A 25165-nucleotide genomic window follows, 5' to 3' on the forward strand; every position below is an offset into this window, starting at 1 on the left:
TCACCACCTGCCCGCGCGTCGCGGGTGCGGCTGAGAGGTGGTGCCGTGGAGCCGGTAGATGTGGCGTTCGCACTGGTGGGCGTGGGTGCTCTGCTCGCGGGCATCCTCCCGAGGGTGTTGGAGCGGCGTCCCCTGTCCATGCCGATCGCCTTCCTCGCCCTCGGCATGGTGGTGTTCCTGCTGCCGGTGGGGCTGCCGACACCGGATCCACTGGCCCACCCGGAGCTGACCACCCACCTCACCGAGATCGGGGTGATCGTCGCGCTGATGGGTGCCGGGCTCAAGATCGACCGACCGTTGAGTTGGCGGCGGTGGTCGTCCACCTGGCGGCTGTTGGCGATCGCGATGCCGCTGTGCATCGCGGCGGTGGCCCTGCTCGGGTGGTGGTGGGCGGGGTTGGTGCCGGCTGCCGCGCTGCTGCTGGGCGCCGCGTTGGCCCCGACCGACCCGGTGCTCGCGGCCGACGTGCAGGTCGGCGAACCGACGGACGTGGAGGATTCCGAGGACGAGGTCCGCTTCGCGTTGACCTCCGAGGCCGGCCTCAACGACGGGCTGGCGTTTCCGTTCGTCTACGCCGCCATCGCCATCGCCTCGACGAGTCTCGCCCCCCGTGAGTGGTTCGCCGAGTGGTTCACGGTGGACGTGCTCTGGAAGGTGGGCGTCGGCGTCGGCGGTGGCCTTCTCATCGGCTGGCTGCTGGGCAAGTTGTTCTTCCGCGCGCCCAGCGAGCTGCGGCTGGCCCGGCACGCCGAGGGCTTCCTGGCGCTGGCCGCCACGTTCCTGGCGTACGGGCTGGTGGAGGTGGTCGGCGGGTACGGCTTCCTGGCGGTGTTCGTGGCCGCCCGGGCGATCCGGGCCGCCGAGCGGACCCACGAGTTCCACTCCGTGCTGCACGACTTCGCCGAGCAGGTCGAACGGCTGCTCACCCTGGTGCTGTTGCTGCTGCTCGGCGGCGCGATCGTGGGTGGCCTGCTGATCCCGCTGACCTGGCCGGCCGCCGCCGTCGGGCTGGCGCTGGTGTTCCTGATCAGACCACTGATCGGCTGGCTGTCGCTGCGCGGCGCGCCAGGACGGCCGACCGAGCACTGGGTGATCTCGCTGTTCGGCATCCGCGGCGTCGGCTCGTTCTACTACCTCGCGTACGCCACCACGAAGGCCGACTTCCCGCAGGCCGAGCTGCTCTGGGCCACCGTCGGGCTGGTGGTGCTCGTCTCCGTGGTGGTGCACGGCATCACGGCGACACCGGTGATGCAACTGCTGGACCGCAGGGGCGAGCGGACCTCCGACCAGGCCGAGCGGCACACCGACGACGCCCGGCCGGTCGCGGCGGCCGGGCACGCCTAGGGTCTGCGTCCCGGCCCCGGCCGGCCTGCGGCGGGCCCAGGCTCGACCGAGGACGTTGACCAGACCCCGACGATCTGTTCCAAGGCCTCGGTGAGCGCGGGCGTTGGTCCGTCGAGTGGTCCCCACCGTGCCGGCGACGCCGGTCGGGGCGTGCGACGGAGCCGGCAGGGCAGATCTTGGACAGTTTCCGTTCAGGCAGAACGGTAACTGTCCAAGATCTCCAGGCGTGCCGGACGAGTCGGGCCCGGGCAAGGTTGGTCTGCGGGGGACTGCCCGCCGCCCAGGCCGGGCGGCCCGGAAAGGTCGAGCCGGGGGCGCGGTCATCCCGCGCCGGAGCATCCTCCGCTCGGGCCCGGCGACCAGGGCACGGCCGGAAGCGCGTTGATCCGAGCCGGAGCATCCTCCGCTCGGGCCCGGCGACCAGGGCACGGCCGGGAGCGCGTTGATCCGCGCCGGAGCATCCTCCGCTCGGGCCCGGCGACCAGGGCACGGCCGGGAGCGCGTTGATCCGCGCCGGAGCATCCGCCGCTCAGGCCAGGCGGGCGGCCAGGGCACGGCCGGAAGCGCGTTGATCCGCGCCGGAGCATCCTCCGCTCAGGCCAGGCGGGCGACCAGGGCACGGCCGAGGTCCCGGCCGGAGCGCCAGGCGCTCTGCACCCGGGGCTTGCCGAACGCGTCGCCGGCCAGACCGATCCCCTCGGGGTCCAGGTGGTAGGTGTCGCCGGCGGCGTCGCTGGTCGGCTTCGCGTACGTCCAGCGGTGCACGTGCACGTCGGCGGCCTCGTCGGGAAGTCCCAGCAGGTCCCGGACGGCCTGCTCGATGGCCGGGCCCGCCCCGGTGGGTTGGGCCAGGTGCCCGGCGGCGAACTCCGGCAGAGTGTGCGCCACGAGCACCGGCGCGCCGTCGCCGCGCCGGTCTCCGTCGTCGCAGACGAGGTTGAGGACCGGGTGGTCGTTGACGAACGCGCCCCGGAAGTCCGGCCAGCGGCGGGTCGGGAACCTCAGCACCGCGGCCAGAGTCGGCGACCAGCGTTGCGCCTGCACGGCGTGGGTGGCGGCCGTCAGGGCCGGGTCCAGCAACAGGGCGGCCTGCGGGCCCGGCATGGCCAGAGCGACCGCCCCGCACGACTCGCCGTCCACGGTCGGCCCGGGCTCAACGGTCAGCACCAGCCGGTCGACGGTGACGGGCACCTCGCCGGCGAGGTGTTCGACCAGGGAGCGCAGCCCACGCGGGGCGGCGAAGCGCATCGGCCCGGACACCTCCTGGCGGCCGGAGCGGTCGTAGGCCTGGAAGGTGTCGGTCCATTCGCGGACCAGCCCGGCGGCGCGCCACTGCTCGACCAGCTCGGCGAAATCCGGGTCGCTGGCGGTGAAGTACGCGGCGCCGATGTCCGCGGGGCGACCCTCGAAGCGTTTGCTGGCCATCCGGCCGCCACACACGTGCCCTCGCTCCCGGACCTGCACCGGCACCCCGGCCCGGGTTAGCTCGACCGCACAGGCCACTCCGGCGATGCCCGCCCCGACCACCACCACACGCGAACGGTCCACAGTCATTCGGTGATCGTAGGTGCCGGCGACCGGGCATGAACCACCGACGACAGGGGTACTGGCACACCTGTTCGAAGAAAGGATGACGACAATGACGGACCGCCGCAACGAGCAGGCCGACCAGAATGCCGCGATCAAGGACCCGGACGAATGGGTCACCGGGGACGAGCCGCCCACCGCTGCTCAGGAGTCCTACCTGAACACGCTTGCCCGGGAGGCCAACGCGGACCTTCCGGACGACCTGACCAAGGCCGAGGCGTCCAAGCGCATCGACGAGCTCCAGGCCGAGACGGGCCGAGGCCAGTAATCCGTGGTCGACTCCGCTTCCCACAGCGGCGGGGTGTCCGCGACAGCGGGGAAGCGGAGTCGACCATCTGAGCCAGCACCCGTGGCCGCTGGTCAGTCGCGGGTCAGACGGTGCAACTCCACCTCGGTCAGGCGGCCGGCGCTGATGCTGGCACTGAGGTAGGTGGCGTGCGGTTGGGAGCGCCGGTCGGTGGGTGAGCCGGGGTTGAGCAGCCGCAGCCCGCCGGGCGCCTCGGTGTCCCAGGGAATGTGCGAGTGCCCGAAGACCAGCAGGTCGACATCGGGAAACCGGGCCGCACACCGGTTCTCGCGACCGGTCCGTGGCCCGGTCTCGTGCACCACGGCGACGCGCAGGCCGTCGAGGTCGACCCGGGCCACCTCCGGCAGCCGGGCGCGCAGCGCCGGCCCGTCGTTGTTGCCGTACACCCCGACCAGTCGGCGCGACCGCGCGGTCATCGCGTCGAGCAGCGCCTCGTCCACCCAGTCACCGGCGTGGACCACCACGTCCGCCGCCTCGATGGCCGCCCAGAGCGGCCCGGGAAGATCCCGGGCCCGCTTCGGTACGTGGGTGTCCGCCGTGAGCACCAACCGCATCCCGGCATTCTCCCCCGTGCCCCGGCCGCCCGCCCGGGGACGCGGGCGGGCGGCGGGACACGGAACCGGTCAGGCGCCGGTCACGGCAGGGCCCACCGTTGCGCCCCGGTGCCGTTGCAGGTCCAGATCCGCAACTGCCGGCCGTCGGTGAGGTCGGAGTTGGGGATGTCCAGACACCGGCCCGACTGGGGATTGCGCAGGCTGCCGTCCGGCTGGGCGGCCCACTGCTGGGCCCCACTGCCGTTGCAGTCGTAGAGCTGCACGACCGTGCCGTCGGTGGTCCCGCTCGCCTTCACGTCCAGGCACTTGGCGAAGCCGCGGACCGTGCCGTCGCCGGGCAGGGTCCACCGCTGGGCGGCGGTGCCGTTGCAGGTCCAGGTCTGCACCGGGGTGCCGTTGGCGGTCTGGCTGGCGGCGATGTCCGCGCACTTACCGAGGGCCTTGACCTCACCGGTACGGGCACCGCCGGTGCCGACACCCGGGCCGGTGAAGGTGTAGCTGTCCACGTCCAGCAGGGCGCCGCTGCCGCCGGTGAAGACCAGGTACAGGTCGTGGGTGCCATCGTCGGGCCTGGTCACCGTGGCGCTCAGCTCGGTGTAGTTGTCCCAGCCGCCGGTGTTCGGCACCGCGATCCGGGCGACCTCGGTGCCGGTCGGTGAGTCGTACCGGAAGGAGAGGGTGCCCCCGGGGCCGCCGGAGGAGACGCGGGCCCGGACGCCGGTGATGCCCTTGAGGCTCACGGCGTGGTGTCGGACGTTCTCGCCGCTCTGGATGTCACCCAGCCGTTTGCCGCCCTCGGCCGCGGCCTGGTCGATCACCTTGGGCCCGTTGAGCTGGACCAGGTGCTCGGCCTGCCACTGCTTCGGGTAGAGGATGATCTCCTTCTCGCCGGTCAGGCCGGCCGAGCCGGTCGCGCCGCGATCGGTGTAACTGCCCCGCAGGACGAAGAACAGCACCGAGTCGGGGCCGGCGTGCACCGGGCCGGTGTTGAAGGTCGCGCCGCAGCCGGTCCCCTCCCCCTCCTCGTGGGCGTGCTCCTGGTGGCCGAGCGCGGCCCGGACGACCACCGCCGAGCAGGCCGGGGTGCCGTCCTGCGGATCGCTGGCGGTGGCGCTCACGCTCAGGTCCTGCCCCCAGTCGAAGAGACCACCGGCGGGCAGTCCGTTCATCGTGACCGTCGGCCGGTTGTTGCCGACCACCACCGGCACCAACGTGGTCGCGCTGCGGCCGGTGCCGTCGTTGACGGTGAGTCGGGCGTTGTAGGTGCCGTTGGCGGAGTACGTGAAGGACGGGTTCGCGGCGGTCGAGTCGGTGCTGCCGTTGTCGGTGAAGTCCCAGGCGTACGTCAGCGGGTCACCGTCCGGGTCCGAGCTGCCGGCGCTGGAGAAGCTTACGGCCAGCGGCGCCAGGCCGTTGTCCCTGTTGACGGTGGCCTTGGCCAGCGGCGACCGGCCACCCTGAACGTAGTTGATTTTGTAGAGCCCGGCGTCGGCGGCGCCGGAGAAGTAGCCGCTGCCGTATTCGAGCAGGTAGAGGGAGCCGTCCGGGCCGAACTGCCAGTCGATCGGGTGGACGAACTTCATCCCGGCGAGCACCGGCTCGATCACCGTCGGCGCGCCGGTGGCCGGGTTGCCGTTGTCGAACTGGACTTCCTTGATCCAGTTGCGGCAGTACTCGGAGATCAGCCACTTGTTGTCGTAGTAGGCCGGCCACTTCACGTCCGAGACGAGGTTCGGGTCGTAGTGGTAGACCTCGACGTGGTTCGGCGAACCGCACCCACCCGGGTTGTCCAGCGCGGGCCAGTCCTCACTGCCGCCGTGCTGCTCCCAGACCAGCGCCGGCTTCGTCGCCGGAAGCTGCTGGAGACCCGTGTTGCGGGGCGAGTTGTTGACCGGCCCGGTCGAGCCGCCGCACGGGAACCAGCCGCGCGGCGAGGCGGTGGCGAAGTCCCAGTCGTTGTAGGCGACGTTGGGGCCGCCGCAGTACGGCCAGCCGTAGTTGCCGGGCCCGGCGGCCCGGTTGAACTCGTCGTACGCCGCCGGGCCACGGTTGGCGAGGTCGACGCCCGCGTCCGGGCCGACCTCGCCCCAGTAGAGGGTGTTGTTGGCCTTGCGGTCCACCCAGATCCGGTACGGGTTGCGCACACCCATCACGTAGATCTCCGGCCTGGTCCGCGCGGTACCGGCGGCGAAGAGGTTGCCGGAGGGGACCGTGTAGCTGCCGTCGTTCTCCGGGTGGATCCGGTTGATCTTGCCGCGCAGGTCGTTGGTGTTGCCCGAGGTGCGCTGGGCGTCGTACTGCGCGTTGCGGCTGGTCCGCTCGTCGATCGGGGCCATCCCGGCCGAGTCTCCACCGGAGTTGGTGTTGTCGCCGACGGCGAAGTACAGGTTGCCGGCAGTGTCCCAGCTCATCGAACCGGCCGAGTGACAGCACAGGTCACGTTCGGTCGGCCACTCGATGAGCAGGTCCTCGCTGCCCGGGTCGAGCAGCAACGTGGACGGGTTGAAGGTGAACCGGCTGATCCGGTTGACCAACGGGGTGACCTTGGGCGAGTAGAAGAGGTAGACCCAGCGGTTGCTCGCGAAGCTCGGGTGCAGCGTGATCCCGATCAGGCCGTCCTCGAAGCGGGCGTCCAGTGGCAGGGTCAGCGCGACAGTGGTGGATCTCGTCGCCGGGTTGTAGAGGCGGACCTGGCCGCCGCCGCTGCTGGTGCCCCGGTTGATGTAGAAGACCTTGCCGTCGGGGGCGACGGCCAGCTCGATCGGCTCCCCCATGGAGAGCCCGCCGTCGAGGGCGATCTTCTCGAACCCGACGGTGGCCGGCGGTGCCAGGGCCGCGGCGGCCCGGGCCGGAGACACGGTGGCCGGCGGGGCGAGGCTGAGGGTGGCGAGGACGGTGAACAGGGTGGTGGCGGCGACCAGACGTCGACGCAGAGTGCGGGACACGAGACCTCCAGCTGTCCGGGGGATCTCGGTGCCGCTCCCGCCGACTGGAGGAGCACCGCGGTGTGTCCCGGACATTAACGTCTTTCACTGGAAGGCGATAGAACTTCACGTCACCAGATCGAAAGTCGTCAAGGTTTGGACGAAAGTACGGCCTCAGTCTCGCGTCGGGGTGAAGTGCGCCGGGGGCATCCCGCACTCACGCAACCTCGGGTCCTGCTCGACGTCGGTGAGCACACCGGCGGCATTGATCAGGCCGATGTGCGAGAACGCCTGCGGGAAGTTGCCCAACTGCTCGCCGGTCTGCTGGTCGATCTGCTCGGCGAACAGGCCCAGGTCGTTGACCCGATCCGCCAGACTGCGAAACAACTCGTGCGCCCGGTCCCGCTCACCGGCCAACGCCAGGCAACTCACCAGCCAGAACGAACAGATGACGAAGCCCGCCGGGTCGCCGTCCCAGCGCCGCAGCAGGCCGTCGTGCGACAGCCCCCGCTCCACCGCGCGGACCGTCGAGCGCATCCGGGGGTCGTCCGCCCGCAGGAAACCCACCAGGGGCATCACCAGCACCGACGCGTCCAGCTCGTCGGAGTCGAAGATCCCGGTGTACGACTGGAGCCGCTCGCTCCACCCCCGCTCGAGGATCGCCGCGCGCACCTCGTCCCGGGCCGCCGTCCAGCGGGCCAGGTCCTCCGGCCCGCCGAGCTGGTCGCCGAAGCGGACCGCCCGGTCCAGCGCCACCCAGCACTCCACCTTCGAGGACACGTGGTGGTGTTGGACGCCACGCTCCTCCCACATCCCCGCGTCCGGTTGTTTCCAGTCCTGCTCGGCCTGGTCGGCAAGCACCCGCAGCAGGTGGTAGACGTCCGGGTCGAACGGCTCCAGCTGGTCGCGCATCAGCCAGGCGGCGTCCATGGCCGCGCCGTAGATGTCGTTCTGCCGCTGCCGCCACGCGTCGTTGCCGGTCACCACCGGCGGGCTGTCGCGGTAACCACCGAGCTGGTCGAGCCGATGCTCGGTGAGGTCCCGCTCCCCCAGCACCCCGTACATGATGGGCACCGGCTGGTCGTCGACCCGGCCCATCGCCCGACCCAACCAGGCGAACTGCCGCCGAACCTCGTCGAAGCACGCCGACCGCCACAACGCCCGCAGGGTGTGGCTGAAGTCGCGCACCCAGACGTAGCGGTAGTCGTAGTTGCGGTCCCCGCCGAGTTCCTCCGGCAGCGAGGTGGTCACCGAGGCCACCACGGCACCGCTGGGCCGGTACGTCATGCCCTGCACCACCAGCCCGCTGCGCCGCACCTCCTCGGCGTAGAGCCCCTGGTAGTCGTGCTCGTCGGCCCAGGACTGCCAGCCGGCGACGGTGTCGGCGATCGTCTGGTCGGCGTCCGGTACCTCCGGCAGTGGGGCGTCATAGGTCGGGGCGTACCCGAGTGTGAAGTTGTGGGTGGTGCCGGCGCGGACGGTGAACGTCGCTGTGGCATCGGCGTCGTCGCCGCACTCCAACCGCACGCTGCTGCGGAACGTGAGCCGCGCGGCCCCGGCGATGGCCTCGAGCATGTCCTCACGCTCGACCAGGTACGCGATGGTGCGCCCGTACTCGAAGCGCGGCCGGTAGTGCACCCGCATCGGCACCGCACCGGAGAGTCCCTGCACGCTGCGGACCAGCACCTGCGGTGGGTGCATCCCGATGTCATGACCCCGTGAGCCGGGCTCGAAGGCGAGCGCGTCGGTGAGCGCGACCTCCCCCTGCGCGGTACGGAAGACGGTCCGCAGCACGAGGGTGTTGTCGAGATAGCTGCGTTCGACGGTGTAGTCGACCTCCGGTCGGATCGACCAGTGCCCTGCGCCGTCGTCGAGCAGCCGCCCGAACACCGACGGGGCGTCGAACCGGCCCGGGCACCACCAGTTCACCGAGCCCGAGGCGTCGACCAGCGCCGCGCTGCGGCCGTCGGCGAGGAACCCGTGGTCACTGATCTGTCCGCTCTCCACCTGACTGGCTACCCGGGCCGCCCGCGCCCATTCCTCCCGTTCGGGATGGCACTCACCGTGCCGTCGCCGTGTTACCGCTCGCCATGGGCGGGAACGCGGGGAGCTGACGAGGGAGGATGCTCATGACGTCAGCTTCGGAGCCGACCGCCGCATGGCGGCCCGGCACACAGGGTGGCGACCTGCTTCCATCCGGGCCCGCCGGCCGCCTGGCGACACCGGCCGGTGACGGCCACGGGCCGGAGACAGGTCCGCCGACCGTGACGATCGGCTCGTACCCGGACTACCCGGCCGCGCAGCGGGTCGTCGACTATCTGGCCGACAACCGGTTCCCGGTGGAGCACAGCGCCATCGTCGGCACCAACCTCACCCTGGTGGAGTCGGTGCTCGGGCGGATGACCACCGGTCGCGCCGGCCTGCTCGGCGCGGGCACGGGTGCCTGGTTCGGTCTTTTCATCGGCCTGCTGTTCGGGATCTTCACCGTCGGCAACTGGCTGGCGGTGATCCTGGTCGGGCTGGTCATCGGTGCGATCTGGGGCGCCGTGTTCGGCGCCGTCGCACACGCGATGACGGGCGGGCAGCGTGACTTCACCTCGGCCAGCTCGCTGCGAGCAGGCCAGTACGCGGTGACGGTCGACGCGCAGTTCGCCGACCAGGCCCGTCAGCTGCTGGGCCGGATGCAGATGTCCAACCCGGCCGCGAACACCCGCTGACCCACGATCGAACGGCCGTCCCGGCAGCACGCGCCGGGGCGGCCGTTCAGCCGTGCCGTGGGGGAGGTGGGGGCTGGTCAGCTTCGAGTCGTTCGCCGTACTGCGTCGCACCGCGCACCGAGTCCACCGCGAACGTCACGTGGCCGACGGGGACCCGGCCGTCGACGGCCTCGGCCACCCGTGCGGCTGCCGCCAGCGCGAAGCCCCCGCACAGTTCGACCAGCGCGACCCCCTCGGCCACGAGGTCCACCGCCACGGCAGGGGCCATCGACGGGTCCGGCACGGGCACGAGGTAGGTGCGTTGGCCGCCGCGGTCGAACACGACCCGGTCCTCGACGGGGTCACTGCCCGGGTGCTCGTAGATGTACGCCCAGCTGACCGTCATCGAACGCTCCTCCTCCTGGACCGGGGACGTCGACCGACCGTAGGCGTTCAACCGGACTTGAGGTCAAGCGACGCTGATCCGCCCGATGCGCCGGCCGACGGGAAACCCGAGAGGATCAAGCACCGTGGTCGTGCGTCGCGTACGCCAGCTCGCCGGCGCGGAGGTCGACCTCGACCCGGTTTTCCGGTGGTGCCAGTGGGCAGGCCCAGCGATCGTCGTAGGCACAGCTCGGGTTGTAGAGATAGTTGGCGTCCAGCCGGACGCGGTCGCCGGGCAGCAGCTCGACGCCCCGGCCGAAGGTGCCCTTCACCGTGTCGGTGAGGTAGCGCCCTCCCCCGTAGGTCTCCCGCCCGCAGGTGCCGTCCCGCAGCGGCACGAACAGCCCGCCGCCGTACGCCTCGATCCACCACAGGGTCAGCGGCCCCCACGGCGTCTCGGCCACCGCGACCCGCCGGTACGTGACCACCCCGTCCGGACCGCCGGTGTCGATCCGCAGCTCCCCGCTGGCCGGCCGCAGCGACGCCTCCACGACTGCGTCCGGGTTGGGCGGGAAGTACCGCACCCCAGAGAAGCCGCTGCGCTGCGCTGGCGGGATCGGGCTCTGCGGGTGGGTGGCGAAGAGTTCGTCGCGCCCCGCGCGGAACCCGCTCAGGTCGACGTCGGACAGGTACAGCCGGGCGACCCGCTCCCGCCAGTCGGCCAGCTCCAGATCATCCACACCACCGAGCCTATGTCGTCACGCCGCGGCACCTGAGCGTGGCGGCCAGTTGGTCAGGACGGCGTCGAGGGCGTCCAAGGTCCGGGACCACGAGTCGTCCGTAGGGCGCGGGGTGTGCCGGAAGCCCCCGGTCTTCTCCAGGCTCACGAACCCGTGGAACGTGCTGTGCATCATCCGTACGGCGTCGGTCTGGTCCGGTTCGGCGAGCCGGTAGCCGCGCAGGATGGCCCGGGTCATCTCGGCGTGCCGGACGCCGGCGCTCGTGGCGGCCGTCTCCGGGTCCAGGTCGATCTGCATCGCCGCGTACCGACCGGGATGCTGCCTGGCGTAGTCCCGGTACGCGTCGGCGAAGGCCACCAGCGCGTCCTTGCCGGCCCGGCCGGCCAGGGCGGCGGCAACCCGGTCGGCCAGCTCCGCCAGGGCCAGCAGGGCGATCCTGACCCGCAGGTCCCGCGCGTTCTTGATGTGGAAGTAGAGGCTCGCGTCCTTCACCCCGAAGTGGCGGGCGAGCGCGGCAACGGTCACGTTCTCCACGCCCACCTCGTCGGCCAGCTCGGCCGCGACCAGGGTCAGGCGCTCGGCGGTAACCCCTGCACGAGCCATGCACCACACCCCAAACCTAGCCCCAATAATCGCTTGCCTAGGAGCGCTAGGCTACTACCTATGTTAGCCCTGACCGAATCCGCCATCCGCAAGTCCTTCGTCAACTGCACCCAGGGTGAGGCGAAGCGGATGGCCGTACCGAATGATCTGCCGACACGCCCCTGGGACGACCTGGACTTTCTCGGCTGGCGGGACCCGGCGGCACCCCAGCGGGCCTATCTGGTCGCCGAGTCCGACGGCCGGCTCGTCGGCGTGGCGCTGCGCTCCGCGACGCACCAGATCGGGCGGGTGCGGCGCAGCATGTGCTCGCTCTGCCTGACCACCCACCTCGGCGACGGCGTCTCACTGATGACCGCCCGCAAGGCCGGGCCGGGTGGACGGCAGGGCGACTCCGTGGGCACGTACATGTGCTCCGACCTGGCCTGCTCGCTCTACCTGCGGAAGAAGAAGCAGGCCGGGCCACCCATGCCCGACCCCCTGCCCCTGCCGGAGCGGATCGACCACGTCCGGGCCGCCCTCGCGGCGTTCCTGCGCAAGGTCAACGAGTGATCTGAGGATCGGTGGCCAGGCGGGCGTGCAGGTGCTCGTCGTAGCGGCGACCGTCGCCGTAGCGGTACGACTCCCGCAACGTCCCCTCGGCCGGGTAGCCGGCCCGGTCGGCGACGCGACAGGAGGCCGGGTTGGCGACCGCGTGGCACAACTCCACCCGGTGCAGCCCCAGGTCGCTGAACGCCCAGTCGGTGAGCCGGACGACGGCCCGCACCGCCACCCGACGCCCGCGGGCCGCGGGCGCCGTCCAGTAGCCGATGGACGCGTCACCGTCGTGGATGCGGTGCAGTGACACCGAGCCCAGCAGTTCGCCGCCGGTCGCCGCGGTCACCGCCATCGAGACATGGCCACCGGTGGACCAGTCGGCCCGGCGGCGCACCCAGAGAAGCGCGACCTCGTCGTCGATCGGGTCGCCGCCCTGCGGGTTCCACTGGGCGATCGCCGGGTCGCGCAGGGCGTCGCGGACCGCCGGGGCGTCCGCGTCCCGCCAGGGGCGCAGCAACAGGTCGGCGGCGGTGAGTTGCACGTGTTCCACGAGGCCGGAGTCTGGCACACCACGTCACCATCGCGCCGCCGGTTTAGCGCCGCCTTTCTTCAAAGCTGCACTATTCGGTGCTGCGTGGTGGAAACGTGACCCAGGCTACGCTCAACGGCACTATTTAAATTTTGAAGTAGTGCTATCGTCAGGGGCATGACCGAGAGCCTGGACAGCACCCGAGAGGCCGCCTGGCGCGCCTACATCGAGGCCAGCCAGCGTCTCTACACCCAGTTGGAAGAGGACCTGCGGGCCGAGAGCGACCTCAGCTTCGCCGACTACCACGTGCTGGTCCTGCTCTCGGAGGCACCGGGGCAGCGACTGCGGATGGGCGAGCTGGCCAGCCGGCTCATCTTCTCGCCCAGCCGCCTGACCTACCAGATCTCCTCCATGCAGCGCCGGGGCATGGTCAGCAAGGAGCCCTGCCCGGACGACCGACGCGGCAGCGAGGCGGTCCTCACCGCCGCCGGGCTGCTCGCCCTGCGGGATGCCGCACCCCACCATCTGGCGTCGGTGCGCACCTACCTGATGGACGACCTCGACGATGACGAGGTCGCCTGCCTCACCCGGGTCTTCGGCCGGATCGGTGACCGCCTGCGGGCGTCCCGCGCCGGCTCGACCACCCACGCCACGAGCTAGGAGCCTTCGATGCCCGCGATCACCGTTGACAACGTCCTCGTCCTGCCCCGCCTGCCCCGGCTGGAGGAGTCCACCACCTTCCGCCCGGTGCGCACGGTGACCACCGCGCCCACCGGCTTCGAAGGTGAGGGCTTCCCGGTCCGTCGCGCCTTCGCCGGGGTGTCGACCACCGACCTGGACCCGTTCATCCACCTCGACCAGATGGGCGAGGTCGACTATGCGCCGGGCGAGCCGAAAGGCACCCCCTGGCATCCGCACCGCGGCTTCGAGACCGTCACGTACATCATCGACGGGGTCTTCGACCACCAGGACTCGAACGGCGGTGGCGGCACCATCACCGACGGCGACACCCAGTGGATGACGGCGGGCAGCGGCCTGCTGCACATCGAGGCGCCGCCGGAGCACCTGGTGATGAGCGGCGGGCTGTTCCACGGCACCCAGCTCTGGGTCAACCTGCCCCGCTCGGCCAAGATGAACCCGCCCCGCTACCAGGACATCCGGGGTCGGGAGTCGGCTCTGCTCACCACGCCCGACGGCGGCGCGTTGATCCGGGTCATCGCCGGCGAGATCGCCGGGCACCGGGGTCCGGGTTCGACCTTCACCCCGATCACCATCACGCACGTCACCGTGCAGCCGGGGGCGCAGGTCGACCTGCCCTGGCAGCCCGAGTTCAACGCCCTGGTGTACGTGCTGGGCGGTCGTGGCACGGTCGGCACCGACCGGCGGCCGGTGCGTACCGGCCAGCTCGCGGTGCACGGCGCGGGTGACGCGCTGCGCTTCGGCGCCGACACCGCGCAGGACAGCAACACCCCCGCGCTGGACCTCTACATCATGGGTGGCCAGCCGATCCGGGAGCCGGTGGCACAGTACGGCCCGTTCGTGATGAACACCCGGGACGAGCTGCTCCAGGCGTTCGAGGACTTCCAGGCCGGCCGGCTCGGTGTGATCCCCACCGAGCGACTGCCGCACACCGGCGGCCAGGGCACCCGGCCCTGACCCCGCGTCAGCACTGAGATCGGCGCCGGCGCCCCCGGTTCACCACGGGGGCGCCGGCGCCGCCTCAGGACACCGCAAAAATCCCGGCGACGCCCAGAATCACCATCACCAACACCGCTACCAGCGCGCCCCGTTCGCTCTCCACCGCCGGCTCGCGGTACTCGGTCACGGGATCCGTCGTGTCGCGGGGCATGGTGTGGCCTCCTCGGCTGTTGTCGCGTCGCTCGGCTGCTGTCGCGTCGCTTCCGGTGGCGTTGACCAGGTGCCGGTCTGCCGGCCTGGCATGCGGACCCGCGTCGGGGGTCCTACCGTGAGGACGTTGCCGACCTCCAGGGGGGCTGGACGTTGCCGTTGCAGGACTGGTTCCTCACTGCCGAGGAACGCGCCAACCCGGTGTCTGGGTTACCCGTCTGGACCAGGGGAAACCTCGCCGAGCCGTTGATTCACGGTGCCGCGTACTTCGACCGGCTGGTCGACGAGGTGGAGGCTCTGGGCCCCGGCGACCACCTGTTCTTCACCGACTGGCGGGGCGACCCGGATCAGCGGCTGCGCCCGGACGGCCCGACCGTGGCCCAGCTCTTCGCCCAGGCCGCCCACCGCGGCGTGGTGGTCAAGGGACTGATCTGGCGCTCACACCTCGACGTGCTGGCCTACAGCGAGGCGGAGAACCGCGACCTCAGCGAGACGATCTCGGCCGCCGGCGGCGAGGTGCTGCTCGACCAGCGGGTCCGGCGCGGCGGGTCACACCACCAGAAGCTCGTGGTGTTGCGGCACGCGGGCGCAGCGGAACGGGACATCGCGTTCGCCGGCGGGATCGACCTGTGCCACAGCCGCCGCGACGACGCCGATCATCGTGGCGACCCGCAGCCGGTGCAGATGTCCCCCCGGTACGGGCCCAACCCGCCCTGGCACGACGTGCAGCTCGCGGTACGCGGTCCGGTGGTGGGCGCGTTGGACACCCTGTTCCGGGAACGCTGGACCGATCCGATGCCACTGGACTCGGAGAACCCGGTGGCCTACCTGCGGGACCGGCTGCGCGGTGCCGACCTCCGTCCCGACCCGCTGCCCGAGCAGCCGGCCGACCCGCCGCCCTGCGGTCCGCACCAGATCCAGGTGCTGCGCACCTACCCCGCCGTGCGCCCGCGCTACTCGTTCGCACCCGACGGCGAGCGGACCGTGGCCCGGGGTTACACCAAGGCGGTACGCCGCGCCCGCCGACTCATCTACCTGGAGGACCAGTACCTCTGGTCCGCCGAGGTCGCGGATCTGTTCGCGCACGCTCTGCGGGACAACCCGGAGCTGCACCTGATCGCCGTGGTGCCCCGACACCCGGACGTGGACGGCAGGCTGGCGCTGCCGCCGAACATGGTCGGGCGGGAGCAGGCGCTGTCGCTGTGCGAGCGGGCCGCACCGGATCGGGTGCACGTGTTCGACGTCGAGAACCACGCCGGCAACCCGGTCTACGTGCATGCGAAGGTCTGCGTCGTCGACGACGTCTGGGCCAGCGTGGGCAGCGACAACTTCAACCGCCGGTCCTGGACGCACGACAGCGAGCTGTCCTGCGCGGTGCTCGACGACACCCGCGACCAGCGGGAGCCCACCGATCCGGCAGGTCAGGGCGACGGCGCGCGGGCCTTCGCGCGGGACCTGCGGCTACGGCTCTGGCGCGAGCACCTGGACCGTGACCCGGCCGGCGCGGACGACGCCGACCTGATCGACCCGGCGGACGCGGTCGCGGCTGTCACGGCCGCCGCCGACGCGCTACAGCAGTGGTACGACGACGGCCAGGTGGGCGAGCGGCCGCCCGGACGGCTGCGCCCGCACCGCCCCGAGCGACTGCCGTGGTACACCCGGGCCTGGGCGTTGCCGGTGTACCGGCTGGTCTACGACCCGGACGGCAGGCCACTGCGGGCGAGGCTGGCCGGCACCTGGTGAACCGGTCGGGCCGGCTCCGGCGTCGCGACGGTCGGGTGCACGCTCAGCCCGCCGGGGTAGGCGAACGAGGAGCGCGGCGAGTAGTAGCCGAAGCCGATGGTCAGCGGGTTGGCCGGGCGGAGCGCGTACATCGGGTGGTCGGCCTGGAGGAACTCCACCGACTCGATCTCGAACGGGGCGACCGGCTCGGCGACGAACGGGTAGGCCGAGCTGAGGAGTTGACCGTCCCGACGGGTGAAGTAGCGGTGGTGCCCACTGCTGATCACGTGGCCGGTCTCCCCCACCCGGCACCGCGCCCGGAGCAACGGTGTCCCGTCGATCTCCGTCTCGGAGAGCAGATCCTCACCGCTGACCTCGATGCTGGTCCGACCGGCGAGCACCGGGGCACCGCGGGCGGCAGCGTACTCACGGACCACCCGGCTGGAGGCCACGTAGTGGCTCCACCAGCCACCCGGGTTGAGGCCGCCGGGCGCGTCGACGCCCAGCAGTGAGACGCCGAGGTAGGTCAGCGAGTACGCGCCGAAGCCGGAGGTCTGGGTCTCGTCGTCCACGACGTACTGGTTGAGGAACACCTGGCGGTCGGGGCGGGGGCACAGGCCGGGCGGAACCAGTGCGGCGACCGCGTCCGGATCCGCCGGCAGCCAACTGAAGTAGAGCGTTCGACTGTTCACGACGAGCTGGGGAGCGGCTGGATCGAGCACGGTGCCTCCGAACCGGGTGTGTACACGCGACGCTACGGCCGGTCCCACCAGCGGGACAACGACGGATAGTCGACACTCCTGCCCCAATGTCGGGTTCCATGTTGACCGCTCGGCGCGGGTCGAGGGCCGCTCGGTCGAAACCGAGAGTCGACCGGGCGGCTAGGCATGGCCGGAAAACGGGTAAGGAGCCTCACAGTCCCCCCGACTTCCGTCGCATTCGCCCGTTTTGTTACTCGACACACCTTAAGTACATCAGCCTTTCGGCTAGATTTCCGCGAGACGATCAGGTTAAGGTGAGTCCCGAACGGCCCATAGGAAGCTAAACCAAAGCGTCACACCTTTTTTGTCCGCGGACGAGGTGCAGGGAGGACCACCCATGACCGCTTCAACGATCACCGAGCAGCCGAACACCGCTGCCAAGGCGAGCACCAAGCTTGACCCGCGCGCCCTCACCGACAGTGCCGCCGACCTGCTCAACGCCATGGCCGCGCTGCCCGCCAACCACCCGTCGCGGGCCGCACTGCGCGACCGCGCGATCGAGGCCTGGCTGCCGCTGGCCAACCACCTGGCCCACCGCTACAGCGGTCGTGGCGAGCCGACCGACGACCTGGCCCAGACCGCCGCGGTCGGCCTGATCAAGGCCATCGACAAGTTCGACCCCTCCCGCGGCGTCGACTTCGCCGGCTACGCGATCCCCACCATCATCGGCGAGCTCAAGCGGCACTTCCGGGACCGCACCTGGGACATCCGGGTGCCCCGCCGGCTCCAGGAGCTGCGGCTGGCCATCTCCGACGCCAACAGCTCGCTCCTGCAGACCCTCGGCCGCTCGCCGACGGTCGCCGACATCGCCGCCCACCTCAAGCTCACCGAGGAAGAGGTGCTGGAGGGCCTGGAGGGCGCCCGCGCGTACAACGCGGTATCGCTGTCCACCCCGACCGGCGACGGCGAGCGGGCCACCGAGCTGGGCGACATGCTCGGCGGCGAGGACGGCGAGTTCGAGCTGGCCGAGCTGCGGGTCGCCCTCGGCCCGGCACTGGCCACCCTGGACGAGCGCGAGCAGAAGATCCTCACGCTGCGCTTCTACGGCAACCTGACCCAGTCGCAGATCGCCGACCAGATCGGCGTCTCGCAGATGCACGTCTCGCGTCTGCTGACCCGGGCGCTGACCAAGCTGCGCGGTCAGCTCGACGGCACGTACTGATCAGTCCACGGAAAGAGGGCCGGGTCTGCGGACCCGGCCCTCTTTCCGTGTCCGCGTTGTCACGCGGGCGTGACAACGCGTCCGTGGGCGTACACCGGCCGGATCGACTCCGAGCCGCCCGACCCGCTCAGTGCCCGACCGGCTCCCGCCACATCGGCCAGAACGGCGTGCCGTCGGGCACCCGGAACGGCTCCCCGGCCAGGTAGCCGTTCTTCGCGTACAGGTCCCGGCTGCGCGGGCTGCTCGCCTCCAGGTACGCCGGCATCGCGTTGGCGTCCAGCCAGGCGTGGTGGTGCCGCATCAACGCGGTGCCCAGCCCCTGCCCCTGCCGGCCCGGCTGGGTCGCCAGGAACGCAAGGTGGTGGTGCTCCGGGTGCGGGTGGTTCGCGGCGAACAGCTCGTCGAGGTGCTGGAACCGGTCGGTCCACTCGCCGCAGGCCGCGGCCAGCCGGGCGTCGTAGTCCACCGGCGGCGGAGCCGGCTCGCCGACCGACGGGAACCAGACCGCGACCGAGGCCCGGTCCTCGGTGGCGTGCACGAAGCCGTACCGCATCGCGTGTCCGACCAGGATCTCGAAGTCCCCGGCCAGCACGGCCTCCCGCTTGCTCGGGTCGGGCACCAGCCAGCGCGTCACCTCCAGCACGGTGAACGCCTCGGCGATCCGGCCAGCCACCAGGGAGGTCTCGTCCGGTCCGAGTTGCTCGATGACAACGCTCATCGGGTCACCTCCACGCTGGTCGGCGGCGTCGGCGTGACGGTGGTGGCGGCGCTCGCCGCGCCGAGGCCGATCCGGGCGTACGTGTCCGGGCGGTTGCTGCGCAGCACCAGCCCCCAGACGATGCCCAGCAGGGCCGCCACCGGGTACACGGCGGGCAGCGCCCAGCGCAGGGTCGAGTCCGGCGCGACGCCGAGCAGGTTGGCGAAGTTCGACACGGCCAGCCAGATGATCACGAAGAGCGCGATGGTGGCCAGGCCGGGTGCGATGGCGCGTCGCCAGAGGTTCTCGTCGCCGACGGAGCGGGCGAAGTAGGCGATCACCGCCACCGAGGTGGTGGCGATCAGCAGCAGGACACCGAACCCGCCGGTGGTGCCGCCCCAGAAGAACAGCTGGACGACCGGGTCCCAGCCGTTGACCGCGTACACCAGGATGACCACCAGACCGAGGACGCTCTGCGCCACCGAGGCGGCCCGCGGCGCACCGGTACGGGCCGAGGTCTGCCCGAACACCGCCGGCAGCACCCGCTCCCGGCCGAGAGCGAACGTGTACCGGGCCGTGGTGTTGTGGAACGAGATCATCGCGGCCAGCACCGAGGTCAGGAAGAGCACCTGCCCGATGGTGACGGCGGTGTCGCCGAGGTGCGCGGCGGCCAGGTTGAAGATCAGCCCGACGCTCTGTTCGCCGGCCTCGGCGACGATGTTCTCCGGCCCGACGGCGACCGTCATGGTCCAGGACGACAGCGCGTACAGGCCAGCGATGATCGCCACCGACAGGTAGGTCGCGATCGGCACCGTCCGCTTCGGGTCCTTGCTCTCCTCGCTGAAGACCACGGCGGACTCGAAGCCGACGAAGCCGAGGATGGCCAGCACCAGCACCGCGCCGACCCCCGGCACGAAGAGGTTGTCCGGCGAGAACGTGGCGAAGCTGACCTGACCGTCGGCCGGGTTGCCGATCTGCCCCAGGTCGAAGACGAGGATCACGACGATCTCGGCGATCAGCAGCGCGGCCAGGACCAGGCCGTTGATGTCCACCCGGAGCAGGCCGAGCAGGCCGACCAACGCCCACGCCACCAGGGCCACGACGGCCCAGTGCGGGTGCCCGCCGAAGATCCGGTCGAGCACCGGCTCGGCCGCCACACCGATGGTGCCGTACAGGCCGACCTGGAGCGCGTTGTACGCGATCAGCGCCACCCAGGCGGCGCCCACGCCGACCGGTCGACCCAGACCGCGGGAGATGTAGGCGTAGAACGCGCCGGCGTTCTCCACCCGGCGCGACATCGCCACGTAGCCCACCGAGAACAGCGCGAGCACCGCGGCGACCAGCAGGAAGGCCAGCGGGATGCCGGTCACCCCGACCACGCCGTAGCCGGTGGTGACGACGCCAGCCACTACGGTCAGCGGGGCGGCGGCGGAGAGCACGAAGAAGATCACCGAGGGGATGCCGAGGCGGCCTCGGGCGAGGGCTTCGGAGACGTTGCTGGGTCGGTCGACTGTCGATGTCGGGGGCATTCGACTACTCCGGTTGTCGAGGGGAGGGGTAGGGGGTTACCGGGAGGATCAGGGAAGGCCGCGCAGCACGGCTGCGCCGACGGCGGCCTCGGTGTGCCCGACGAGTTCCTTCAGGGGTGCCGGCAGCGCGGGGATGAGGACGTTCAGGCGGTGGTGGGCGCGCGGGCCGGCGCTCCACAGCACCTCACGGGTCAGCCCCGCCGCCACGACCAGGCCGAGCAGCAGCGCGTCCGGCACGCCCGGCGGGTCCGGTCGGTCCAGCAGTGCCCGCAGCCGGGTGGCCGGCCAGGCCACCGCGTTCAGGTCGATCGGCAGGTAACTGACCGAGGTGCGCAGCAGCCGCCGGCTCTCCTGGCGGCGCAGCACGCCGGCACGGGCCAGCCGCTCCCCCACCGAGGTCGTCGCGCTCTGCGCCAGGAAGCTCAGCCAGGTACGCAGCGCCTGGTGCTGGGACTCGCCGATCAGCTGGTCGAGCACGGTGTGCGCCAGCGCGTCAGCCGGCGGACGGCGGTCGATGACGGTGACCCTGCCGTCCGAGACGGTGATGTGTCCATACAGGAGCAGCTCGCCGAGCAGCCCCGCGGCCAGTCCGAGGCCGGTCGCCGCCGGATGCAGCTTGGCCTTGCCGCGACTGTCGTTGTGTGCGATCAGGAAGAACTCGTCGGCGATGAGCAACGGTCCTCCCGCACAGGTGTGTCCACAGTGATCGCGACCGGGAAAGGATGCACCGAGCGCTACTGCAACGCAACTCCCAGATTTGAAAGTTGCACTCCGTGCATCTGCGACCTGCGGATCTTGTTCTGTCAGACTCGGACGGTGACCGCCGCTCCCCCCACCCGATCCGCCACCAGCCCGACCGTGCGCCGCCGACGCATCGCCAGGGAGCTCCGCCAGCTCCGGGAACGCGCGGGCATGACCCTCGACGTGGCAGCCCGTCAACTCGACATGTCCAAGAGCAACCTCTCACGCATCGAGACCGCGCAGATCGGCATCAAACCGCGCGACGTCCGGGCGGCACTCGCGCTGTACCAGGTGACCGGGTCGGACGCGGAGGCGCTGATCGAGATCGCCCGAGGGGCGCAGCAACGCGGCTGGTGGCAGAACTACAGCGACGTGCTGCCCGAGTGGTTCGAGTTCTACGTCGGGTTGGAGGCGGAGGCGGCGGCGCTGCGCACGTACGAGGCTGAGTCGGTGCCCGGGCTGCTGCAGACCGAGGCGTACGCGCGGGAGATCTTCCGGCGTACCGCCGGCGAGGACGGGCTGGAGCGCAAGGTCGCCGCCCGGCTGCGGCGGCAGGAGGTGCTGCGCCACGAGGACCCGGTCCAACTCTCGGTGGTGCTCAACGAGGCGGTGCTGCTGCGCCCGGTCGGCGGCGCCGCGGTCATGGCCGAACAACTCGTCCACATGACGCGCATTGCGCAGTTACCCAACGTGACAATTCAGGTACTTCCATTCGCGGCCGGCGGCCATCCCGCGATGAGCACTCCGTACGTGATCCTCAACTTCGCCGATGCCGCCGACGCCTCCGTGGTTTACCTGGATAACCTCACGATGGGGCTGGCTCTGGAGGATGCCGATCATGTGCTCGGGTATAGCCTTCTGCACGAGGAGCTGTGCCGGATGGCGCTCGATCCGACGGCGTCGCTGACCCGTCTTGAGCATGCTTCTCGTAACTTTGCGTGACCGCTTCTGCGGCACGCCGACGCAGACGAGAGGTACCCCGGATGACGGCGCACGACCTGACCCGAGCGGACTGGCGCACCAGCACGCGCAGCAGTGGCAACGGCAACTGCGTGGAGGTCGCGACAGCCGACGGTCAGGTCGCCGTACGCGACAGCAAGGACCGCTCCGGCCCGGTGCTCGCCTTCGGCCCGGCGGCCTGGCAGGCCTTCCTGCTCGGCGTCGGCGAGGTCCGTCGCCGCTGAGGCACCCACGCCGGTGCGAGACTGGGCCGTGCTCTCCGACGTAACCCTGGACCTGCCGGTACGCCCGGTGCTGCCGGCGCTGGTCGCGGCGCTCGACGCGGCCGGCGCCGGCGTGCTGGTGGCCCCACCGGGCACCGGCAAGACCACCCTGGCACCGCTGGCCGTGGCCGACCGGGTGACCGGCCGCGTGGTGATCGCCCAACCCCGGCGGGTGGCGGCCCGCGCCGCCGCCCGGCGCATGGCCGAGCTGCTCGGCGAGCGGGTGGGCGAGCGCGTCGGCTACGCGGTCCGCGGTGAGCGCAAGGTGGGCCCGGCCACCCGGATCGAGGTGGTCACCACCGGTCTGCTGGTCCGACGGCTGCACCACGACCCGGAGCTGCCGGGTACGGGCGCGGTGCTGCTCGACGAGTGCCACGAGCGACAACTCGACGCCGACCTCGCGCTGGCCTTCACCGTGGAGGCGCGGGCCACCCTCCGGCCGGACCTGTGGCTGCTGGCGATGTCCGCCACCCCGGACACCGACCGGTTCGCCGCGCTGCTCGGCGGGTCCACCCCGGCCCCGGTGGTGCGGGCCGACTCGGCGCTCTACCCGGTGCAGCGGATCTGGGCGCCGCCTTCACGCCCGATCGTCCCGTCCGGGGCCGGGCCGGTGGACCGGGCCCTGCTCGACCACGTGGCCGCCACCGTCCGGCGGGCGCTGTCCGAGCGCGACGGCGACGTCCTGGTCTTCCTCCCCGGGGCCGGGGAGATCGCGGGGGTCTCCGGCCGCCTGGCCGACCTGCGGGACACCGTGGCGCTGCTGCCGTTGCACGGCCGCCAACGCGGCGCCGAGCAGGACGCGGCCCTGCGGCCCGCCGACCGGCGTCGGGTCGTGCTGGCCACCGCGCTGGCCGAGACCAGCCTGACCGTCCCGGGCGTGCGGGTCGTGGTGGACGCGGGGCTGTCCCGGGTGCCGCGCATCGACCTGGCGCGCGGGCTGGGCGCTCTGGTGACCGTGCCGGTCTCCCGAGCCGCCGCCACCCAGCGGGCGGGCCGGGCCGGCCGGGAGGCCCCCGGGTACGTCTACCGGTGCTGGTCGGCGGCGACGCACGAGCGGCTGCCCGCCCGGGCCGAGCCGGAGATCGCCACCGCCGACCTGACCGGCTTCGCGCTGGAGCTGGCCGCCTGGGGTCGGCCCGACGGCGTCGGGCTCGCGCTGCCCGACGCGCCACCGGCCGCCGCGATGACGGTGGCCCGGGACACGCTGCACACCCTGGGCGCGGTCGACGTCGACGGCCGCATCACCGCGCGGGGGCGGGCGATCGCCGCTGCCGGCGCGCACCCACGGTTGGCCCGGGCGCTGCTCGACGGCGCCGGTCGGGTCGGCACCGACCGGGCGGCCGAGGTCGTCGCCCTGCTGGCCGAGGAGAGCGCGGTCGGCCCCGGTGACGACCTGGTCGCCGGTTGGCGTCGACTGCGCTCCGGTGTCGACGCGGGCGCGACCGCCCGGTGGCGCACCGAGGTACGACGGCTCCGCGCCGCGCTGCCCGCAGGCCCCGCCCCGGACGGCCGTGCCAAAGGTGGCCACGCCGACTCCGTGGGGCGGGGCGGTTCGGGTGGGCTGAGCGACGATCTCGCCGCCGGGCTGCTCGTCGGTCTGGCGTACCCGGAACGGTTGGCCCGGGTGCGCCGGGCGGGTGGTTCGGCGTACCTGATGACCGGAGGGACCGCCGCGGAGCTGGCGGTCGGTTCGGGGCTGGCCGGTGCCGACTGGCTGGCGGTTGCCGTCGCGGACCGCACCCCCGGCGCGCCGTCGGCGCGGATCCGCCGGGCCTCGCCGGTGGACGAGGCGACGGCGCGGGAGGCGGCCGGGCCGCTGCTGCGCACGAGTCGGGAGGTCGGCTGGTCCGACGGGGACGTGGTGGCCCGGGAGGTGACCCGGCTCGGCGCGATCGAGCTGGTCCAGCGACGGCTGGACCGACCGGACCGCGCGGAGGTGGCCGCGGCGTTGCTGACCGGCCTGCGCCAGGAGGGTCTCGGGCTGCTGCCCTGGACGCCGGCGGCCCGGGCGCTGCGTGAGCGGCTCGCGTTCCTCCGGCACCATCTGGGCGACCCGTGGCCGGATGTCAGCGACGAGGCGCTGCTCGACGCCGCGCCGACCTGGCTGGGGCCGGAGTTGGCCGCCGCCCGGCGCCGCGCCGACCTGGCGCGGGCGGACGTGACGTCGGCGCTGCGCCGGCTGCTGCCCTGGGCGCAGGCCGCCCGGTTGGACGAGCTGGCCCCGGAGCGGATCGAGGTGCCGAGCGGTTCGCGGATCCGGGTGGACTACACCGACCCGGCCGCGCCGGTGCTCGCGGTGAAACTCCAGGAGACGTTCGGCTGGTCGGTGGCGCCACGCGTCGGCGACGGGCGGGTGCCGGTGCTGCTGCACCTGCTCTCCCCCGCCGGCCGGCCGGTGGCGGTCACCGCCGACCTGCCGTCGTTCTGGCGCACCGGCTATCCGCAGGTCCGCTCCGAGTTGCGCGGGCGCTATCCCCGGCACCCGTGGCCGGAGGATCCGGGAACGGCGACGCCCACCCGGCGCGCCACACCACGGCGGCGCTGAGCGTCGGCCTATTCCTCCACGACGTCGGCCACCACGACGGTGACGTTGTCCGGTGCGCCGGCGTGCAGGGCCAGATCGATCAGCTTGGCGACGCACTCCGACCGCTCCGGGTAACCGGTGAGCACCTCGGTGAGGGTGTCCGGACGGACGACGTTGGAGAGACCGTCGCTGCACAGCAACCAGCGGTCGCCGGCCCGGGGCACCATCGTCGCGTACGACGGGGAGACCTCGTCGCCCTGCAGGGCCTGGGTGACCACCGCCCGTCGCGGGTGGCTGCTGGCCTGGTCCGCGGTGATCACGCCCTGGTCCACCAGCATCTGGACGAACGTGTCGTCCCGGGTGACCTGCTTGAGCACGCTCTCGCGGAACAGGTAGGCCCGGGAGTCGCCGACGTGCGCGAGGGCCAGGCAGCTGCCGGTACGGGCGAAGAGCAGGGCGGTCAGCGTGGTGCCCATGCCCTGCCGCTCGGAGTCCTCGGCGACCGCCTGCCGGATCCGGGAGGTGGCCAGCGCGATGCCGCCCTCCAGCGCGGCCACCAGCGCGTCCTCGGGAGTCTCCACATCCAGCGGGGCGACCGCGTCGATGGTGAGGGCGCTGGCCAGGTCACCGGCGGCCATCCCGCCCATGCCGTCGGCGACGGCGACGAGCCAGGTGCCGGCGTGCAGGGCGTCCTGGTTCCCGCTGCGGATCAGCCCACGGTCGCTCGTTCCCACGGAACGCAGCTTCAGGGTCATG

Annotated in this window: 25 protein-coding genes; 11 read left to right on the forward strand and 14 right to left on the reverse strand. The window is 71.9% G+C overall.

The genetic code is table 11. The features are described 5' to 3' along the window. Positions 1–45 precede the first annotated feature (45 nt). Positions 46–1344: a cation:proton antiporter domain-containing protein gene (locus LADH09A_RS16580; protein ID WP_238646141.1), complete on the forward strand. Its 1299-nt coding sequence runs from the start codon at positions 46–48 to the stop codon at positions 1342–1344. A gap of 594 nt (positions 1345–1938) precedes the next feature. Here LADH09A_RS16580 and LADH09A_RS16585 read toward each other — a convergent pair. Next, positions 1939–2877 carry an NAD(P)/FAD-dependent oxidoreductase gene (locus LADH09A_RS16585; protein ID WP_238646246.1) on the reverse strand — a complete coding sequence of 313 codons (939 nt, stop codon included), beginning with the start codon at positions 2875–2877 and terminating at the stop codon, positions 1939–1941. 106 nt (positions 2878–2983) lie between these two features. Here LADH09A_RS16585 and LADH09A_RS16590 point away from each other — a divergent pair, with 106 nt between their 5' ends. Then, the gene (locus LADH09A_RS16590; RefSeq protein WP_172861994.1) at positions 2984–3199 is read left to right on the forward strand and encodes a DUF3072 domain-containing protein; all 216 of its coding nucleotides are present in this window, start codon (positions 2984–2986) and stop codon (positions 3197–3199) included. Positions 3200–3291: 92 nt separating this feature from the next. On the opposite strand, the gene LADH09A_RS16595 is transcribed toward LADH09A_RS16590, so the two are convergent. From LADH09A_RS16595 to LADH09A_RS16605, 3 genes are all read right to left on the reverse strand, one after another. Further along, positions 3292–3792, reverse strand: coding sequence for a metallophosphoesterase family protein (locus LADH09A_RS16595; protein WP_238646142.1), 501 nt, complete (start codon positions 3790–3792; stop codon positions 3292–3294). 80 nt (positions 3793–3872) lie between these two features. Next, positions 3873–6737, reverse strand: a complete 2865-nt coding sequence (locus LADH09A_RS16600; protein WP_238646143.1) for a ricin-type beta-trefoil lectin domain protein — start codon at positions 6735–6737, stop codon at positions 3873–3875. Between the two features lie 153 nt (positions 6738–6890). Then, a complete protein-coding gene (locus LADH09A_RS16605) occupies positions 6891–8723 on the reverse strand; it encodes a glycoside hydrolase family 15 protein (RefSeq protein ID WP_238646144.1) in 1833 nt (610 codons plus the stop codon). 122 nt (positions 8724–8845) lie between these two features. On the opposite strand from LADH09A_RS16605, the gene LADH09A_RS16610 reads away from it, so the two are divergent. Beyond that, a complete protein-coding gene (locus LADH09A_RS16610; protein ID WP_238646145.1) occupies positions 8846–9433 on the forward strand; it encodes a YflT domain-containing protein in 588 nt (195 codons plus the stop codon). A 46-nt stretch (positions 9434–9479) separates the two neighbouring features. Here the strand turns inward: LADH09A_RS16610 and LADH09A_RS16615 are convergent, their stop codons facing one another. The 3 genes from LADH09A_RS16615 to LADH09A_RS16625 all read right to left on the reverse strand — a co-directional run bounded on the left by LADH09A_RS16615 (position 9480) and on the right by LADH09A_RS16625 (position 11139). Then, positions 9480–9818, reverse strand: coding sequence for a DUF6506 family protein (locus LADH09A_RS16615; protein WP_238646147.1), 339 nt, complete (start codon positions 9816–9818; stop codon positions 9480–9482). 115 nt (positions 9819–9933) lie between these two features. After that, positions 9934–10536 carry a DUF1684 domain-containing protein gene (locus LADH09A_RS16620; protein ID WP_238646148.1) on the reverse strand — a complete coding sequence of 201 codons (603 nt, stop codon included), beginning with the start codon at positions 10534–10536 and terminating at the stop codon, positions 9934–9936. 18 nt (positions 10537–10554) lie between these two features. Then, on the reverse strand, positions 10555–11139 hold the full coding sequence (locus LADH09A_RS16625; protein ID WP_238646149.1) for a TetR/AcrR family transcriptional regulator: 585 nt from the start codon (positions 11137–11139) through the stop codon (positions 10555–10557). Between the two features lie 60 nt (positions 11140–11199). Here LADH09A_RS16625 and LADH09A_RS16630 point away from each other — a divergent pair, with 60 nt between their 5' ends. After that, on the forward strand, positions 11200–11688 hold the full coding sequence (locus tag LADH09A_RS16630; RefSeq protein WP_238646150.1) for an FBP domain-containing protein: 489 nt from the start codon (positions 11200–11202) through the stop codon (positions 11686–11688). On the opposite strand, the gene LADH09A_RS16635 is transcribed toward LADH09A_RS16630, so the two are convergent. Then, positions 11678–12223, reverse strand: a complete 546-nt coding sequence (locus LADH09A_RS16635; protein WP_238646151.1) for a GNAT family N-acetyltransferase — start codon at positions 12221–12223, stop codon at positions 11678–11680. The genes LADH09A_RS16630 and LADH09A_RS16635 overlap by 11 nt on opposite strands. A gap of 156 nt (positions 12224–12379) precedes the next feature. Between LADH09A_RS16635 and LADH09A_RS16640 the strand changes: the two genes are divergently transcribed. After that, positions 12380–12862, forward strand: coding sequence for a MarR family winged helix-turn-helix transcriptional regulator (locus tag LADH09A_RS16640; protein ID WP_238646152.1), 483 nt, complete (start codon positions 12380–12382; stop codon positions 12860–12862). A 9-nt stretch (positions 12863–12871) separates the two neighbouring features. Then, a complete protein-coding gene (locus tag LADH09A_RS16645; protein ID WP_238646153.1) occupies positions 12872–13858 on the forward strand; it encodes a pirin family protein in 987 nt (328 codons plus the stop codon). A 64-nt stretch (positions 13859–13922) separates the two neighbouring features. Here the strand turns inward: LADH09A_RS16645 and LADH09A_RS31685 are convergent, their stop codons facing one another. Then, positions 13923–14051: a hypothetical protein gene (locus tag LADH09A_RS31685; RefSeq protein ID WP_274529629.1), complete on the reverse strand. Its 129-nt coding sequence runs from the start codon at positions 14049–14051 to the stop codon at positions 13923–13925. Between the two features lie 152 nt (positions 14052–14203). On the opposite strand from LADH09A_RS31685, the gene LADH09A_RS16650 reads away from it, so the two are divergent. Beyond that, positions 14204–15793: a phospholipase D family protein gene (locus LADH09A_RS16650; RefSeq protein ID WP_238646154.1), complete on the forward strand. Its 1590-nt coding sequence runs from the start codon at positions 14204–14206 to the stop codon at positions 15791–15793. Here LADH09A_RS16650 and LADH09A_RS16655 read toward each other — a convergent pair. Continuing rightward, positions 15742–16494 carry a hypothetical protein gene (locus tag LADH09A_RS16655; RefSeq protein ID WP_238646156.1) on the reverse strand — a complete coding sequence of 251 codons (753 nt, stop codon included), beginning with the start codon at positions 16492–16494 and terminating at the stop codon, positions 15742–15744. The genes LADH09A_RS16650 and LADH09A_RS16655 overlap by 52 nt on opposite strands. Positions 16495–16870: 376 nt before the next feature. Here LADH09A_RS16655 and LADH09A_RS16660 point away from each other — a divergent pair, with 376 nt between their 5' ends. Continuing rightward, the gene (locus LADH09A_RS16660) at positions 16871–17695 is read left to right on the forward strand and encodes a SigB/SigF/SigG family RNA polymerase sigma factor (RefSeq protein WP_238646158.1); all 825 of its coding nucleotides are present in this window, start codon (positions 16871–16873) and stop codon (positions 17693–17695) included. A gap of 127 nt (positions 17696–17822) precedes the next feature. Here LADH09A_RS16660 and LADH09A_RS16665 read toward each other — a convergent pair whose 3' ends face one another. The 3 genes from LADH09A_RS16665 to LADH09A_RS16675 are packed head-to-tail and all read right to left on the reverse strand — an operon-like array spanning position 17823 to position 20596. Further along, positions 17823–18413, reverse strand: coding sequence for a GNAT family N-acetyltransferase (locus tag LADH09A_RS16665; RefSeq protein WP_238646159.1), 591 nt, complete (start codon positions 18411–18413; stop codon positions 17823–17825). After that, the gene (locus tag LADH09A_RS16670; RefSeq protein ID WP_238646160.1) at positions 18410–19921 is read right to left on the reverse strand and encodes an APC family permease; all 1512 of its coding nucleotides are present in this window, start codon (positions 19919–19921) and stop codon (positions 18410–18412) included. The genes LADH09A_RS16665 and LADH09A_RS16670 overlap by 4 nt, the downstream gene beginning before the upstream one ends. A gap of 48 nt (positions 19922–19969) precedes the next feature. Then, a complete protein-coding gene (locus LADH09A_RS16675) occupies positions 19970–20596 on the reverse strand; it encodes a GOLPH3/VPS74 family protein (protein ID WP_238646161.1) in 627 nt (208 codons plus the stop codon). A 183-nt stretch (positions 20597–20779) separates the two neighbouring features. Here LADH09A_RS16675 and LADH09A_RS16680 point away from each other — a divergent pair, with 183 nt between their 5' ends. Genes LADH09A_RS16680 through hrpB form a run of 3 tightly spaced genes read left to right on the forward strand, consistent with a single transcriptional unit; the run spans position 20780 to position 24430 of the window. Beyond that, the gene (locus LADH09A_RS16680) at positions 20780–21604 is read left to right on the forward strand and encodes a helix-turn-helix domain-containing protein (RefSeq protein WP_308194592.1); all 825 of its coding nucleotides are present in this window, start codon (positions 20780–20782) and stop codon (positions 21602–21604) included. Between the two features lie 41 nt (positions 21605–21645). Then, positions 21646–21846, forward strand: coding sequence for a DUF397 domain-containing protein (locus tag LADH09A_RS16685; RefSeq protein ID WP_238646162.1), 201 nt, complete (start codon positions 21646–21648; stop codon positions 21844–21846). A gap of 28 nt (positions 21847–21874) precedes the next feature. Further along, positions 21875–24430 carry an ATP-dependent helicase HrpB gene (gene hrpB / locus LADH09A_RS16690; RefSeq protein ID WP_238646250.1) on the forward strand — a complete coding sequence of 852 codons (2556 nt, stop codon included), beginning with the start codon at positions 21875–21877 and terminating at the stop codon, positions 24428–24430. Between the two features lie 8 nt (positions 24431–24438). Here the strand turns inward: hrpB and LADH09A_RS16695 are convergent, their stop codons facing one another. Next, the gene (locus tag LADH09A_RS16695) at positions 24439–25164 is read right to left on the reverse strand and encodes a PP2C family protein-serine/threonine phosphatase (protein WP_238646163.1); all 726 of its coding nucleotides are present in this window, start codon (positions 25162–25164) and stop codon (positions 24439–24441) included. Between the last annotated feature and the right edge of the window lies 1 nt (position 25165).

This window comes from Micromonospora cabrerizensis (genome assembly GCF_022230955.1).
In the GTDB taxonomy this organism is placed as follows: Bacteria; Actinomycetota; Actinomycetes; order Mycobacteriales; family Micromonosporaceae; genus Micromonospora; species Micromonospora cabrerizensis.